This is a genomic window from Nonomuraea sp. CA-143628 (assembly GCF_050942315.1).
Classification (GTDB): domain Bacteria; phylum Actinomycetota; class Actinomycetes; order Streptosporangiales; family Streptosporangiaceae; genus Nonomuraea.
In genome coordinates this window covers 12,390,736-12,405,052 of the sequence record NZ_CP192072.1, presented here as the reverse complement: position 1 = coordinate 12,405,052, position 14,317 = coordinate 12,390,736, and the positions used below count along the sequence as shown (strand labels likewise).

The following is a 14,317-nucleotide window of genomic DNA, read 5'->3' as shown; positions in this document are numbered from 1 at the left end:
CAACATAGTTAACCTAGTTGGCTCAGTTGTCAATGTTGGCGTGGCTGACTTGGTGTGGTGAGATGGAACGTGATGGTCAAGCACACCGGGCGGGCCGGTTACCTCCAGATCGCCGACGATCTCCGCGCTCAGATCCGCGGCGGATCCCTCGCGCCCGGAACCCCGCTGCCCTCCACGGCCCAGCTCGCCGAGCAGTACGACGCGTCCCTATCGGTGGTGAAGATGGCGGTCGGCATCCTGCGCAACGAGGGCCTGGTCATCGGCCAGCAGGGCAAGGGCGTATACGTCCGAGACGAAGCCGACGCACCGGCCGCCGGCGACTTGGCCGACGAGGTCGCCGAGCTACGCACTGCTGTGCAGGACCTCTCGGGACGGCTCGCACGAGTTGAGGAGCAGTTGGCTACGTCCACGACACGCCGTTCCGCACGTGGCAGCCGGTGACCTTGCGGGCCAGCGACGCCGACACCCCGTTGGCCTGACGGCGCAGGTTCATAGCCTTGTCCTCGCGGCGGATGCCGACCAGGACCGTGATGTAGCCGACGAACAGCGTCACGCCGAGCAGTCCGGCGAGGATCAGCGGGAGCCAGCTCACGTCCAGCTCACCCCCGCCGCCGCGATGCTGCGGGTGCCGTGCGGGGGACGGCGGGTCTCGGCCCGCCGCTGGTTGCGCCGGGTCCTGGCCCGCTGCTTCCTGCTCCAGCGCTCACGCGCCAGGCACTTGGAGCACTGCACCTGACCCTCGGCCAGGGCGTTACCGCACTCGCACGAGGGGGTCTCGTCCAGGAAGCTGATCATGTTCGTCATTGGGCATCTCCTCCTTCGGTTGGGGACCGTTGTGGCTTGTGCAACCGAGAATGCTGCGGAGAGTCAGGACGAGATCACTACACGACGGGACATGTTCAAGACGTCCGGCCTACGATGAGGCGGTCCCCGGACGTCCCCTTGGAGCAGGTGAGATGGCGAACGAACGGCTACGCGCAGCCCTTCTCCACAAAGGCGTGTCCATCGCCGATCTGGCCGAGGCGATCGAAGTCGACCCCAAGACCATCGAGCGGTGGATCACCAAGGGGCGCGAGCCGTACCGAAAACACCGCTTTGCCACGGCTTCGTACCTGGGTGTGGACGAGGCGTACCTGTGGCCCGACGCGCTCACCCGCGATCAGGTCGCCGCAGCCTCCCAAATTGAGGTCATCGCGATCTATCCACACCGGTGGGCCGTCCCCCGGGACATCTGGGGACGACTGTTCGCGGCGGCGTCGCAGGAGATCGGCGTCCTGGTCTACAGCGGCCTGTTCCTCGCCGACGACGGGGGCATGGTGCGGCTGTTCGCCGACAAGGCCCGAGCCGGGGTGAGAGTCCGGATCCTGCTCGGCGACCCTGACAGCGCCGAGGTCGCCCAGCGGGGCAGTGACGAGGGCGTTGGCGACAGCATGGCCGCGCAGATCCGCAGCGCTCTGGTCTTCTACCAGCCCATCAAGGGCATGGAGAACGTCGAGATCAGGCTGCACGACACGATCCTGTACAACTCGATCTACCGCGCCGACGACGAATACCTGATCAACATGCACGTGTACGGCACCCGCGCCGGCAACGCCCCCGTCCTGCATCTACGACGGGTAGCCGGCGGCGACATGGTCGCCACCTACGCCGAGAGCTACGACAAGGTGTGGGCCAAGGCCACCCCGATAGAGTCCTGAAACATGGCCCGGCGCATCGACTTCCACCACGACCCCAACGCACCCAAGGCCAACAGCCTGGTGCCGTCGGTGAACGTCATCGTCACCAACGACCACGAAGATCTGTTGATGATCCTGCGCTCCGACAACGACAACTGGGCACTTCCCGGCGGAGCCATCGACCTGGGCGAATCTCTGCCGCAGGCGGGCGTGCGGGAGACGCTGGAGGAGACCGGCATCACCTGTGAGATCACCGGCCTGGTCGGCACCTACACCGACCCCGGACACGTGATCCTCTACACCTCCAACAGCGAAGCCCGCCAAGAGTTCTCCATCGTCCTGGTCGGCCGCGCCATCTCCGGAACACCGACACCGAGCGCGGAATCCCGCCAGGTGCGGTGGATACCCCGCGAGGAGGCCCTGTCTCTGCCGATGGCCGAATCCATGCGCATGCGGATCGAGCACTACCTATCCGGCACCGGCCTGCCGCACATCGGATAGCGCCGCCTCCACCGCGCGAACCGACGACACGATGCACGGCGTCGCCGCAACGATCGACCGGCTCACCACATGCTCCCGGCCATAGCGGGAGTGGATCTCCGCCAGCCGGTCCCGCACATCCAGGTGCCGACCATTCGGGTCGGTAGTCATGTCGCAGTAGGTCAGTGCCTCGGCCAGCTCGGGCCTTTCCTGGTCGAACTCCGCCGCCAGGACATCGAACAGGTCACGCTGCCGCGCCTCATTGTCGGCACACGAGTGGTAGGCCACCAGCCGACACAACCGATCCTCGGCCCTCACCACATCACGCAGGTACCGGGCGCCGTCGAGCTGATGCATCCCGGTGTCCACCAGGTCGGGGGCGTACCCGATGTCATGCAGCAGCGAGGCGGCGATCAAGGTGTCCGTTTCCGGGCCGAGAATGCAGGTCAAGGTCTCGGCCTGCTCGGCGACTCCCTGGGTGTGTGCCCAGCGCCGGGGCAACTTGGTCTCCAGCAGGTCTTTGGCCAGGCTGTACGCCCAATCAACATCTCCCACGAGCCCCACGATAGGCACCCGGGACCGGGATAGATCTAGAGGGCGGGGTGAGACGTCCCAGGACGTCTCACCCCATACTGCTCTAGGACCGGACGAACCGGCCCCGGCCATGCTCGGCCACCATCAGGCCCTCACGCTCCAGCACGGACAACGCCTGCCGCACCGTGTTACGCGAGGCCGCGAAACGCCGCCTCAGCTCGGCCTCACTCGGCACGGCCGCGCCGCCAGCAAGCTGCCCGCCTTCGATCTGCCCACGCAGCTCAGCAGCGATCACCTGATACCGATACGGCACCGTCGGCCCGGCCCCGCACACCACCCGCCCCATGGACGGAACGGTGACCAGCAACCCCTCAGCCTCCAACAGAGCCATCCCCCGCCGCACCGTGTTACGCGCCACCCCGAACGTCCGGCACAACGACGCCTCAGAGGGCAGCACACTGCCCGGCGGGAATTCGCCGGTGACGATCCGCTCGCGAAGGCGGTCGGCGATCTGGGGGTAGACCCGCCCGCCGGTCAGCCACCGGCCCTCGGTCACCGGATCAGCCGCGGTAGGCATCGAGCATCTTGTTCAGGTCGATGCTGAGCTCGCCCTGCTCGCCCGCACGCCACCCGGCCCGTGCGGCCTGTTCGATCCGCTCCACAGCGGCCGGCATCTGCAGGAAGGACACCCGTTCGTCGTCCTGGTCGCCCCAGTAGAACCAGCAGAACGGCAGTTGCACGAACACCCGCCGCATCCTGCACCGGCTATCGGTCACATCCAGAGCCGGCCGCCCGTCCTCGGCCACGATCAGCACCACCGTGACCTCACGCATGGCCAACTGGCTGCCCAGCGCGGTCAGCAACCGCTCGGCGTACGCCCGCTGCTGCTCCTTGATGGTCTTGCTCGGCGGCATGCCCGTCCTCCTGACGCACTCGCTTCGGTGTACGTGTCGAGACTCCCTCTGGGGTCAGGGGCCGGAACACCGCAACTTGGGGACGTCTAGGGACGTCTGATGTTAACGTCGCAGCACACGACCGTTTCGCGAGACAAGCAGGCGGATCAGATGAACAACAACCTCCGCTACGCGCTGGCTACCGCCCGGCTCAACACCACCGACGTCGCCGCCGCACTCGCCGTCGACCCCAAGACCGTCGCCCGCTGGATCAACGGCCGCACACCCTACCCCCGCCACCGCTGGGCCATCGCCGACCTCCTCCACCTCGACGAGGCCGACCTATGGCCCGAACTCGCCCCACGACACCAAGCACTCACCGCAGGCGTAGAAGCCATCTACCCCCACCGCTGGGCCGTCCCCCGCACCGTCTGGCGTAACCACTTTCAAGAAGCCGCCGAGCAGATCGGCATCCTCGCCTACAGCGCACTCTTTCTCGCCGAAGACCGCGGACTCCTCGACATCCTCAGCACCCAAGCAGGCGCAGGCGTCAAAATCCGCATCCTCCTCGGCGACCCCGACAGCCCCGAAGTCGCAGCCCGCGGAACCGACGAAGGCATTGGCCCCGCGGTGATGGCCGCCCGAGCCAAGAACGCTCTCACGCTCTACCGGCCCCTGCTCGACGTCGACGGCGTCGAGATCCGCCATCACCGCACAGTGCTCTACAGCTCCATCTACCGAGCCGACGACGAACTCCTCGTCAACACCCACGCCTACGCCACACCAGCCGCCAACGCCCCCGTCATCCACCTACACCGCACCGACGACCAAGGCCCAGCCGACGTCTACCTCACCAGCTTCGAACGCACCTGGACCACAGCCCAGCCCTACCACAACCAGCACTGAGAGCCTGCTGACAAAGGCTTAGTGCCCGTGGACATGGGGGGCAGTAGAGGGCTGGCTCGATCAGGTTGCGACTGCATCACGCACACACGAAGGACAACAGGTCTGGCGGCCTACTGGATGCTCCAGCGATGCGGATGCGAGGGAACGGGGCAGGCGAAGACGTTCAGCTGACCCCACCTCCCCACGGTGACCTCGGTCGGCGTGGCGAACCGGTGCGTGGGCAGGTCCTGCTCCTCGATCGGCTTCCAGCTGCCGCTGCCGCCGTCCCACTCCCTGCTGTCGATGGTCAGCAGCAGGTCCATCGGTGCCCTGCAGGCCCGGCAGTCCATGGAAGACGGGTCGGTCACGTGCCACGACGCGAACCCTCCGACGCGCCAGCCCGGCGGAATGGACAGGTCGTACTGGTAGGCGGGCGCCTCGGGTGCGTCGTCGTCCACCGTCTCTTCGGCCTCCTCCTCGAGGGCTTCCTCCCGGGCGTCAATCCGGGCGCGCAGGTCCTCGGGCAGCAGTCCGGCGAACGGGTAGGTGGCCACTTGTTCCGGGTGCAGCACGCAGGGCTCCGGTACGTACCCCTCAAAGCCCACGACTGCTGGTCGGGGTGGCGCGGCCAGGACCTCGGCCACCTCGGAGGACCGGCGCCAGCGGAGGTCCAGTGACATGCCGTACCCGGTCGGTCCGTGCCGGTCGAACGGGCACCAGAACACCTGGAGCAGGTCGCACCCGTCCGGTCCCGCCAGCAGGTCGGGAAGGTCCCGCCGGTACAGCTGGGCGACGCCGATCATCGGCAGCGGATCGGTGTCGGCCACCCCGGCGACGCGATGCTTCCGCGACAGCTCCTCCAGGAGTGCCTGCTCTTCCGTCGTGGGGCCCGCGTCCGGGTGGCGGGCCCAGGCAGTAGTGAGGACCTGTCGCTCCCGATGGATGTCTGCGGGGCGCCGGCCGGTCCCGCGCTTGTGCGGCTCCGTGCACACCGGCCATGGCTCGTCCGCCGGCCATAGAAGGGGCCCGCCCACGGAACTGGACGACGCGTTCGGGCTGCCTGGCCGCGGGTGCAGCCGGGTAGTCGTGCCGCGGTAAGCGGCCAACTCCGGGAAGAGCAGCTCAACGTCGAGCGGGCGCGGTGGGGTGGTCCTCGTCACGGATGCGATCTTAGACAATACGTCAGCTGCTGGGAGCCCGCTCCCATTCGCGGGTCAATAGCCCGAACATGACCAAACCCGACCGTCTCCTGGCTCGAACTCCGACACCAAATCGCTTTGTCAGCAGGCTCTGAGACACTCACGAACAGCCACTACCGGATAGTACTGAAAGCAACTTATCTACACGTCATCAAGGCGTCGTCGCTGCGCTCCTCCGCGCCCGTCCAGCCCTCCCCGCGCGGGCGTGCGGCCCTGGGGGCCGGTCCCGCGCGGGGAGCTGCACGGGCCGGAAGCTCAGTCGACGCTGGACCAGGTAGTTACTCAGACGGTCTAGTCACCCGATCAGCAGATCGAACATCGCTACGGGTCAGGGCGCGCTACCGGCGGGGACTCCGCTCCGGGATGATCGCGGCAAACATGAGCGCGGTCGCGCGTAGCTGGGCTGGCCTAATCTTCCTGCCTACTACGTCCGGGCAGGGCCCGGTAGCCCCTTGACTCGCAGCAGTCTATGTGCACAAGACGGACGGGAAGATCGAGTCGTAGCGGCGGTATTACCCGCTGGAGAAGGGTTAGAACGCAGAGAACCTTGTCCTCCGCTGAGGATCCCGTTACGGTCAGAGGATGTCCTGGTGGGAAGCTGCGCTTTGGGGACTTACGGGCAGTCTTGCCGTTGAGGTGCTTGAGCTTTTGGCGCGAATGCGCCTTCCCGGCTGGTCATGGAAACGGCCCATTCCTCAGGGAATGGCTGCATATCTGACATCGGTTCTGATCCGTGGGTTGTTCGGGTCCCTGCTAGCAGCAACGGCAGTTGCTGGAGGTCAGGTGGCCGGACCGTTTGCAGCTCTCGGTCTTGGCGTCGCTGCGCCACTTGTTGTCGAAAAGCTTGCTCGGATCGTTCCTGCAGATAGCCAAGCGCCTACCTTGACCCGCATGGCAGAAGCTGAGGAGCAGGAGCTAAATGAGCTTGACAGGAGTCATTTCAGCGATCCCATAAGCACATTCCTTGGCGACTCGGACGGCGTTGAGCGTCGTCGATCTCCTCATGATGCATAGGGGGCTCGAATGTGGTCCTTTGTGGCGGCAGGGGCATTAGGTGCACTCGTTGGGCTTGCTGAGCTTGTAAGCAGATACAGAGATAAGCCAGGAGCTGTCTTCTCGATGCCGAGCGCCTGGCTCTACATACTGCTGAACGCTTCAGCAAGCGTTGTGGCTCTGCATCTGATTCAGGCTTACAACTGGCCGTCAGCTGACCTTCAAAGCCAGCCTGCAACACAAGTCATGATTGCTGGTACGGGGTCGATGGTACTTCTTCGAAGTTCATTGTTTAATCTCAAAGTAGATGCAAAGGTCGTTCCAATTGGACCGAGTGCTTTTCTGCTGCCTTTACTTGACGCGGCAGATCGAGGCGTTGATCGAGTGCGGGCGCGGAGTCGCTCGGAGGAGGTGACGCGAATAATGGCAGGCGTATCTTTTATGCAAGCCAAGGTTGCGCTTCCCGCCTTCTGTCTATCGCTAATGCAAAATGCACCTGCCGATGACCAGGAGAGACTGCGTCGCGCAGTAGACGCGCTGGAATCAAACAAGGAGATGACAGATGCTCAGAAGGCCAAAAACTTGGGCCTACTGATAATGAATTTTGCAGGTCCTGCAACACTTGAAGCAGCAATTAAAGCTCACGGCGAAGAGATCCTTTCGGAGATGCAACCCATGATGCCGGCCCCTGTTCGGACCAATAGCGAAGCGGGTGCAGGCTGAACTAGCGCCTATAGAGGCGTCTGGGCTCAAGCTGCATGCTCCGTAGGTGACCACCTAAGGGTCCTCCCAATTCGGGTAACTATCGGACCGTTCAAGGAACTGCTACTTGCGGCCTCCTTCAGAGCGTTGAGGTAGATCGAAGGGAGCGGCAATGTACGTGCGGAGTCCCCCGACTTTGGCTGGACGAACCGAAGACGTCCACGTACGCACTGGAGGGTCTGGATTACTTCCCAAGTGCCAGCCTCCAAGTCGACACCCTGCTACCGGAGGCCGAGAAGCTCACCCCGTCACAGCCCGAGACGTGGAGCGCGCCTAGACGATGATCATTGGATGCCTTTATGATCGCTTGGCTTGGGCGACGATGAGGCTGAACTGCTTCCGCTGTATAGGCCTGCGCTTTGGGTCGGCTCGACTGGTGGGTCGAGGCGCCGCAGTGTCAAAGACAACCACGCGCGGCAAGCGGTGCGGTAAGATCTATGGTCCTAAGCGTCTATACCTAGCTCTGCGAATACCGACCCCCTCTCTATTTGTAAGAGGTGTTCTTTGTGGAGATCTCTTCTAGCCCATACAACCACCTGCGCGTCGAGCTTGACATGCTTGAGCGTTATGGTAGCTATGAGGCTGCTGGCGAGGCGCTTTGGGGGGCGTCTAGGCAGTACGGCGCCGATCTTTTTTCACAAGACGGCGATGAAGTCGCCCTAGCCTTGAATGTTGGAGATGATTCCCGTGATCAGCGCCGACCGCTAGCAGTCTCCTGGGATCAGTATGAAGCTTGGCTTGCATCTGAGTGGCTAAATATACTTAAGTCGGATCCCGCTGAATTAGAAGTACAAAAGTTTCTTGAGCAGCATCCCTCACTACTTCCCGCTGCTGCAGATGATGTCGGCCGCGGGCATCATGGCGCTTGCTGGGATGCGGTCATAACTCAACCGCGCCTAAAGGGCTTGGGCGGGGACCGCCTTCCAGACTTTATGTGGGTAAAGCGCGACACGGCTACAGTGTATGTGATTCTCATTGAAATCGAAGCGCCTCGCAAGCCCTGGTTCACTGAAAATGGATGGGCAACCGCAGAGCTCAATCAGGCACTTGATCAACTATTGGACTGGAAGCTCTGGTTTTCCAATCCGGAGAATGCTCTCTTTTTTCGCCACGCTTACATACCTGCCGAACTTGGCTATCGGCGAATCGAGACGCAATATATCCTAATCTATGGCAGAGATTCAGAGTTCCGCCTTGGGCGAAGTCGTCATAAGCGGCCCGATCTCCTCAGGGCAAAGCGTAATTTGATGCCAAGGGATTCCGAGTTTTTCTACACGTTCGACCAGCTTCGTCCGGCGAAGGATGCGCAGAATGCCTGCTGCATCTCTGGCATGCGAGGGAACTTCTCGCTGCGGGGCGTCCCGCCCACGCTGGGTACTGGTGAGGCTACGCAGACCCTTGCGGCGGAGGTGTCGAATATCGAGGCGGCTATCTCTTCCACGCCTCTAATTTCGAACGAGAGGAAAGCCTACCTTGCTTATCGATGGAAACATTGGCGTGAGCAGGCTCTATTCGTCTCTGATGGAGTTGCGCCGGGAACCCTCTGGGAAAGTGGATATTTCGATGAATGAGGACGTCCGTGGGTAAGCTCGTCCCGTTCCGGCCTCAGATTGTAGTGTCCCTAGTTCAGAGCTAGCGGGCCATCGACCATGGCCATGGTGTAGCCGAACGCACCTTTTCGCGCCACGACAATTCACACTGTGCCTGCGGATGGGAAGTTTGTCTGATCGCGGACGCGGCCGATGAGAGGTAGGGTTATGAAGATCGGCTATTTCGGTTGTTACCGGCGCCCTGGGGCTGCGGCGATCACCGCGCCGTCTTGGTCAGCCGTGCAGGGCTATTGCTCTGCCCAAAAAGCGGAACAGGCTGCCGCGCCGCTGCCGGTGCTCGGGCCTGGCGGCCCTGCGCTCCGGGTCGGCTTGCCACTGAGCATGAGGGCTGAGGTCCCCTCTTGCCAATGGAGGTAACAATGGTCCTGGACGATCATGGACGCGGGTGGACAGTGTCCCAACATTGAGGGGGCGCTGAGCAGGCATCATGGTCTCCCTCGGACGGCCCTGGACGATCGTGTTCTCACTCGTAATGAGGTTGTCAGCGGACATCGGAACGATCGCTGACTTCGACCGTATCGGCCGAGCTACCTATTGATCTCTGTGGATCCCGTACTTCGATGGCGGTTGCGTCAGAACTATGCGAGATCAGAGGAACGGGTGTCCTGTCTCACCAGAACCAAGGCAGTCTGATCGACGATGAGGCATCATCGAAGTTGTGATGGATCCTGACGATCTCACGCGTTTCGGCGAGCTTGTCCAAGTCACGCGCGAACGAGGTGAGCTGCACCCCGCTGGACACGACCCCTCCACCCCAAGAGATCCGCGTCTGAAGGGTTGCAGGCCCCGCGTCTATCGCCTGTGCGGTACAGACATTGAGCTCTTCAGTATGGGTCAGCTCGCCACCGTCCTAAATCGTGAGGCCGGCACCATTCGCAAATGGGAACGCGACGGTGTTCTGCCTGCACCTCAGTTCCGCGCCCCCAGCCACGACCCACGCGGGACGCGCCGCCTGTACACCCGATCCCAGGTTCTAGCCATCCACGACCTCGCCAAAGAAGAAGGCATTCTTCAACCCCATGCCCGATCGATCAAGGACACCCGCTTCGTCGAACGAGTCCTGATCATGTTCCGCGAGTGCGCCGTGAACACCCAGAAGGATGTTGAACGGCACAACAGCAGTTGCCCTGCACGCGATCCAAAATGTTTACTCTCTGGTGTTGCTGGCAACGTCTTTTAGACGCTGTTTCGCGAGGACGGTATGAAGTAGCTCGGCTCTACGGAGTCGCCGACATCACCGGGAGACACCAACATACGGCGCGCCGCCCGCCGGTTTCGCGACTTGGTCCGTTGAGTCCCTGGTCAGTCGTGACGCCTTACGTAGCCTGATCGCCACGTGCGGGGTCACAGGGTTGAGCAGCAGCGCCAGTTCTCGACCGCAGCTCTCCACTGCACCCGGAGAGAAGTGGTTCGGGGCTCGACTCGATAGGGATGCTCAGGAAGATTCCCGCGCCGTCACCTAGGTAGCCACACGTCTCGAGAGCGCTAACCTGTCGGCTTCCGAGAATGGTCAAGCCTCCACATGCTGCATGGGGTCAATGGAGTAAACGCTAGATGTAGAAAGAGTGTCATGCTGCGTCGCGCTCAGATCGTGCTCTCGGTCCTCTTCATCGCGATGCTCGGCGTGGCGACCAATGTCGCCACCGGCGTTCTGCCGGCAGCGTGGGAGAGCAGACTGTGGGTGGCGTGGCCGCTGATGCTCGTGATCGTGATCGCCACGGCAGTGCTGGAAGTCGTACAGAAGGACGAGCGGCCTGCAGACTTTCCTTCGACGCAAGCGCGGACTGAGTTGATCCGCCGCGTACGGCGATTCTGGGTCACCGGCGTGTTGGAGAAGTCGCTCTACAACGAGGCACGGATCCAGCTAGAGTTGGTGGTCCGCGAGACGACCGACCGGCCATGGGATATAGCCGTCACTTGGACTAATGGCAGCCAGGAGTCGCTGCCGCCGGGTACGGACATGGCGGATGTGTTCGCGCGGATGGATCAGCGGATCGTCATCCTGGGCGCGCCGGGGGCGGGCAAGACGACTATGCTGCTCGAACTCGCAAAGAGCCTCCTGGAGACGGCCAAGGATGAGAGCAAGCCGGTCCCCGTTGTGCTGCCGCTCGCATCGTGGGCCCGTCACCAAAAGACGATTGCCGAATGGATAGTCGATGAGCTCGTCGAGAGTTACGGCATGCCACGGCAACTTGCGGCCGACTGGCTGCGTACGCACCATGTCCTCGCGCTCTTTGACGGGCTCGACGAGGTTGCGGCAGAGCACCGTCCGGCATGCGTGTCCCAACTGAACAAGTATCTGCGGGCTAATCCAACCAGCACGGCCATCTGCTGCCGCCAAGCCGAGTACACGGTCCTCGGTGAGGAGATCAGCGCGCATGGCATCGTGACGATCCAGCCGATGTCGGCCGAGCAGACCCAGCGCTTCCTTCAGGACGCCGGACCCGGGCTGGACGGACTGCGAGCAGCTCTGGCCGCCGATCCCGATCTGTGGCAGCTTGCCTCCTCGCCACTTCTGCTCAGCATCATGGCCCTCGCTTACCGGGACGGTCCCGAGTCACCTCCACCTGCCCAACAGGAGGGCCTGCGTCGCCGTCTGTACGCCCAGTACGTGAGAACGATGCTGCGCTGGCGCAAGAACCGGCACTATCCTCCTGAAAAGGCCCGACACTATCTCCATCTTCTCGCTTACCGGCTGCGAAGCGATCGGCAGACCGTGTTCTCGCTCGATTTGTTGGGGGCCGACTGGCTTCCTCAGGGCCTGCACCTGAGCAGATCCAGAGGCATCCTGTTGCTGGCAGTCATACCGTCATGCGCTCTCGTTTTCGCCGTCTCCTGGCTCCTTGCCACCATCACAACAGCAGCCATCGCCGCGGCCATTCTAGGGATCGCACTCATCACGCAGTTGCTCAGCCAGGACTACGAAAACAATGCCGGCATCTCGTGGCGCAGCCGAGAGAGCACAAGAGAGGTATGGCCGCCCAGAGATGTACCGCGGCGAGGAGATATCACCTCCAACTCTGTCATGAAGTCCCTGTACATGGCTGTCGGAGGTTTCATGGTGCACGGGCTTGGCGACAAACTTGCCGCGTCGGTGATCGCTCTGGCAGTTGGCGCGGCTCTCAGTCTGCAGGAGACTGCTCTCACGGGACCGGTTTACGCGATCGTGCTGCTCGCCTCGTACCTCCTGGTGTCCGGAGTGATTGACGGTTTCGTGAATGAGCTGGCCACGTCCAGCCGCACGATCACGGCGAGCCGAGAGGTGCCGAGTCCTGCGCTGCGCCCTCGTGTTCAACTCGCACTGCGCGTTGGGCTGGCCTGGAGCCTGATCACCGGATTTGTCGCAACCTACGTCGCCGGGGCTGCGCCCGCGAAATCTCTGCCTCCGGCTGTCTACGGGGTGCTCGTCGGCCTGGCGTTCTTCCTCTTGACATTCGTCTCAATAGGCGGAGGCCCACTGCTTGAACAATTAGTACTACGTTACGATCTCAATCGGTCCCGCCGCTTCCCATGGCCGTGTCTGCCGTTTCTCGACTTCATGACGGAGTGCCTCATCCTCCGCAAGGTCGGACCTGGTTACATCTTCGTCCACCGCGAGCTCCTTGACTTCCTTGCCGAACCGACAGCCTCCACCGATCTGGAAGTCGGCCATGGCTAGGTGGTGGCATACATCAAGTGGGTTGTGCCTTCAGGGTGCATGGCGTGGGCCATGCCGGTGTTGCCGTCGTGCCGACGGTGACTCTCACACTGCACAGACAGAAGAAGGCCTTGTTCGGCGGGGTAGGCGCGAGGACTCCGAGCGTTGCTCTGACTGTGGGTTGTTTTATGGTAGACGCGCCAGCGGAAGACGGAGCCGTCGACGGTGATGAGCCGTGAGCCTTTCGTTGGCATTGCTATACGGGCCTGGAAGTTCTGCTCCTTATCCGTCGCTGTTCCGTGAGAGCATCGGAAACAGCGAGAAGGGATGTGGGACGCCCGCAAGCGAAACCGCTGCTCAACGGCATAATTAAGCCGTCTCCACACGTAAGCCAGTTGTGGGTCGGAGATCACCCAGATCTGCGAGGGGTCACTTTGGCGTTCGCTGGTCAGTGGCCTGGATGCTTGATACATGAGCGTACCGATCAGTGACAGCGAACTGCATGAGATCGAGGACCGTGCCCATAGCGCGACACCTGGACCCTGGTATGTGCGGTTCCTTGACGATGACGCTGCCGCGAACCTGGTCGCCGTCAGCACCGTACCCGACGATGGCGAGGGCAGGCGTTGGCCAGAGTGGGAGGGCGGGGAGATGGTGGCTGCCACTTTGGTGCAGTTTCCGAGGCCCTATGTTGCAGGTCCTGATGATCGGTGGGATGAGAACGCGGCGTTCATAGCGCACGCACGGTCCGATGTCCCGCGCCTGGTAGCCGAGGTGCGTCGTCTACGAGCCCTGCTGGAGAACCAGCATCACGATGACGGCAGATCTTGCTAACGCTGTTGCTAACAACGGCTGCGGACGATTGCGGACGGTGAGGGACTGGCGACGGCGTCCAGGCGTTCGCGACCAGGCAAGGAGGAGTCCCCTGGACACCTGTGGACGGTCTCGAAGTGGCTTGTAAACAGAAGGTCAGGGGTTCGCTTCCCCTCGTCAACTCTCGCGTAGGAGGCCCTGAACGGGCGTTACGCCGCCAGGAGCTTCTGATTCGCCAGGACAATATTGAGATCTCGCTAGCCCGAACCGCGTTCGCTGCATGGCAGCCATCTAGCAATTGGGGTTCCCTTAGGGAACCTAGAGTGCTATCTTTCTCGGCGTCTCCTAAAGAAACCTCGAAAGGGATCCGATGACCTTCATTAGGCGCTTCGACCACGTCGGCATCACCGTCGCCGACCTCGACGCCGTGACGGCGTTCTTCGTCAATCTCGGTCTGGAGGCCAGTCCGAAGATGGCCGTCGAAGGCGAGTTCCTGGACACGGTGATCGGCATGACCGACGCCCGCACCGAGATCGTCATGCTGCGAGCGCCCGGCGGAGGCACGACGCTGGAGCTCTCGAGCTTTAGGCGGCCGGACCACCTCCCGGGTTCGCCTGCCGCGCCGGCCAACGAGCTGGGCCTGCGCAATGTCGCCTTCGAGGTGCGCGACCTGCGAGCCGCGGTCGACCACGCCGCAGTCGACGGCTACGGCCTGGTAGGAGGGATCGGCGAATACGAGGGCGTGTGGCGGATGGCCTACGTCCGCGGGCCCGAAGGAATCATCGTCTCGTTGGCTGAGCGCATCGAGAATAAGGAGACACCATGAGCACGACCG

The 14,317-nt window shown here is 62.7% G+C and carries 15 protein-coding genes; 9 read left to right on the top strand and 6 right to left on the bottom strand.

The features are described 5' to 3' along the window. The first annotated feature begins 57 nt into the window (after positions 1-57). On the top strand, positions 58-441 hold the full coding sequence (locus tag ACQP2T_RS56145) for a GntR family transcriptional regulator (protein ID WP_433512905.1): 384 nt from the start codon (positions 58-60) through the stop codon (positions 439-441). On the opposite strand, the gene ACQP2T_RS56140 is transcribed toward ACQP2T_RS56145, so the two are convergent. Both ACQP2T_RS56140 and ACQP2T_RS56135 read right to left on the bottom strand, forming a co-directional pair. Then, on the bottom strand, positions 401-592 hold the full coding sequence (locus ACQP2T_RS56140) for a hypothetical protein (protein ID WP_433512904.1): 192 nt from the start codon (positions 590-592) through the stop codon (positions 401-403). The two genes, ACQP2T_RS56145 and ACQP2T_RS56140, sit on opposite strands and share 41 nt — an antisense overlap. Next, positions 589-804: a hypothetical protein gene (locus tag ACQP2T_RS56135; RefSeq protein WP_433512903.1), complete on the bottom strand. Its 216-nt coding sequence runs from the start codon at positions 802-804 to the stop codon at positions 589-591. The genes ACQP2T_RS56140 and ACQP2T_RS56135 overlap by 4 nt, the downstream gene beginning before the upstream one ends. A 152-nt stretch (positions 805-956) precedes the next feature. On the opposite strand from ACQP2T_RS56135, the gene ACQP2T_RS56130 reads away from it, so the two are divergent. Then, positions 957-1,697, top strand: a complete 741-nt coding sequence (locus ACQP2T_RS56130) for a helix-turn-helix domain-containing protein (protein ID WP_433512902.1) — start codon at positions 957-959, stop codon at positions 1,695-1,697. A gap of 3 nt (positions 1,698-1,700) precedes the next feature. Beyond that, positions 1,701-2,177: an NUDIX hydrolase gene (locus ACQP2T_RS56125; RefSeq protein ID WP_433512901.1), complete on the top strand. Its 477-nt coding sequence runs from the start codon at positions 1,701-1,703 to the stop codon at positions 2,175-2,177. On the opposite strand, the gene ACQP2T_RS56120 is transcribed toward ACQP2T_RS56125, so the two are convergent. From ACQP2T_RS56120 to ACQP2T_RS56110, 3 genes are all read right to left on the bottom strand, one after another. Next, positions 2,145-2,720 (bottom strand): HD domain-containing protein, encoded by a 576-nt coding sequence (locus ACQP2T_RS56120; protein WP_433512900.1) that lies wholly within the window; start codon positions 2,718-2,720, stop codon positions 2,145-2,147. The genes ACQP2T_RS56125 and ACQP2T_RS56120 overlap by 33 nt on opposite strands. A gap of 73 nt (positions 2,721-2,793) precedes the next feature. Beyond that, a complete protein-coding gene (locus ACQP2T_RS56115) occupies positions 2,794-3,267 on the bottom strand; it encodes a GntR family transcriptional regulator (protein ID WP_433512899.1) in 474 nt (157 codons plus the stop codon). Further along, complete coding sequence (locus tag ACQP2T_RS56110) at positions 3,251-3,604, bottom strand: hypothetical protein (protein ID WP_433512898.1); 354 nt, start codon at positions 3,602-3,604, stop codon at positions 3,251-3,253. The genes ACQP2T_RS56115 and ACQP2T_RS56110 overlap by 17 nt, the downstream gene beginning before the upstream one ends. Before the next feature lie 150 nt (positions 3,605-3,754). On the opposite strand from ACQP2T_RS56110, the gene ACQP2T_RS56105 reads away from it, so the two are divergent. Then, positions 3,755-4,489: an XRE family transcriptional regulator gene (locus tag ACQP2T_RS56105; protein WP_433512897.1), complete on the top strand. Its 735-nt coding sequence runs from the start codon at positions 3,755-3,757 to the stop codon at positions 4,487-4,489. A gap of 110 nt (positions 4,490-4,599) precedes the next feature. Here ACQP2T_RS56105 and ACQP2T_RS56100 read toward each other — a convergent pair whose 3' ends face one another. Further along, a complete protein-coding gene (locus tag ACQP2T_RS56100; RefSeq protein WP_433512896.1) occupies positions 4,600-5,628 on the bottom strand; it encodes a hypothetical protein in 1,029 nt (342 codons plus the stop codon). Positions 5,629-6,786: 1,158 nt separating this feature from the next. Between ACQP2T_RS56100 and ACQP2T_RS56095 the strand changes: the two genes are divergently transcribed. From ACQP2T_RS56095 to ACQP2T_RS56075, 5 genes are all read left to right on the top strand, one after another. Further along, positions 6,787-7,383 (top strand): hypothetical protein, encoded by a 597-nt coding sequence (locus tag ACQP2T_RS56095; protein ID WP_433512895.1) that lies wholly within the window; start codon positions 6,787-6,789, stop codon positions 7,381-7,383. Positions 7,384-7,928: 545 nt separating this feature from the next. Continuing rightward, positions 7,929-8,993, top strand: coding sequence for a Shedu anti-phage system protein SduA domain-containing protein (locus ACQP2T_RS56090; RefSeq protein WP_433512894.1), 1,065 nt, complete (start codon positions 7,929-7,931; stop codon positions 8,991-8,993). A gap of 700 nt (positions 8,994-9,693) precedes the next feature. Beyond that, positions 9,694-10,212: a MerR family transcriptional regulator gene (locus ACQP2T_RS56085; RefSeq protein ID WP_433512893.1), complete on the top strand. Its 519-nt coding sequence runs from the start codon at positions 9,694-9,696 to the stop codon at positions 10,210-10,212. 390 nt (positions 10,213-10,602) lie between these two features. After that, complete coding sequence (locus tag ACQP2T_RS56080; protein WP_433512892.1) at positions 10,603-12,690, top strand: NACHT domain-containing protein; 2,088 nt, start codon at positions 10,603-10,605, stop codon at positions 12,688-12,690. Positions 12,691-13,852: 1,162 nt separating this feature from the next. After that, the gene (locus ACQP2T_RS56075; RefSeq protein WP_433512891.1) at positions 13,853-14,308 is read left to right on the top strand and encodes a VOC family protein; all 456 of its coding nucleotides are present in this window, start codon (positions 13,853-13,855) and stop codon (positions 14,306-14,308) included. Positions 14,309-14,317 lie beyond the last annotated feature (9 nt).

Coding starts and splice junctions, on each gene's coding strand:
- ACQP2T_RS56075 (WP_433512891.1), top strand. CDS start 13,853: ATGACCTTCATTAGGCGCTTCGACCACGTCGGCATCACCGTCGCCGAC.
- ACQP2T_RS56115 (WP_433512899.1), bottom strand. CDS start 3,267: ATGCCTACCGCGGCTGATCCGGTGACCGAGGGCCGGTGGCTGACCGGC.
- ACQP2T_RS56095 (WP_433512895.1), top strand. CDS start 6,787: ATGCCGAGCGCCTGGCTCTACATACTGCTGAACGCTTCAGCAAGCGTT.
- ACQP2T_RS56125 (WP_433512901.1), top strand. CDS start 1,701: ATGGCCCGGCGCATCGACTTCCACCACGACCCCAACGCACCCAAGGCC.
- ACQP2T_RS56135 (WP_433512903.1), bottom strand. CDS start 804: ATGACGAACATGATCAGCTTCCTGGACGAGACCCCCTCGTGCGAGTGC.
- ACQP2T_RS56085 (WP_433512893.1), top strand. CDS start 9,694: ATGGATCCTGACGATCTCACGCGTTTCGGCGAGCTTGTCCAAGTCACG.
- ACQP2T_RS56080 (WP_433512892.1), top strand. CDS start 10,603: ATGCTGCGTCGCGCTCAGATCGTGCTCTCGGTCCTCTTCATCGCGATG.
- ACQP2T_RS56105 (WP_433512897.1), top strand. CDS start 3,755: ATGAACAACAACCTCCGCTACGCGCTGGCTACCGCCCGGCTCAACACC.
- ACQP2T_RS56130 (WP_433512902.1), top strand. CDS start 957: ATGGCGAACGAACGGCTACGCGCAGCCCTTCTCCACAAAGGCGTGTCC.
- ACQP2T_RS56110 (WP_433512898.1), bottom strand. CDS start 3,604: ATGCCGCCGAGCAAGACCATCAAGGAGCAGCAGCGGGCGTACGCCGAG.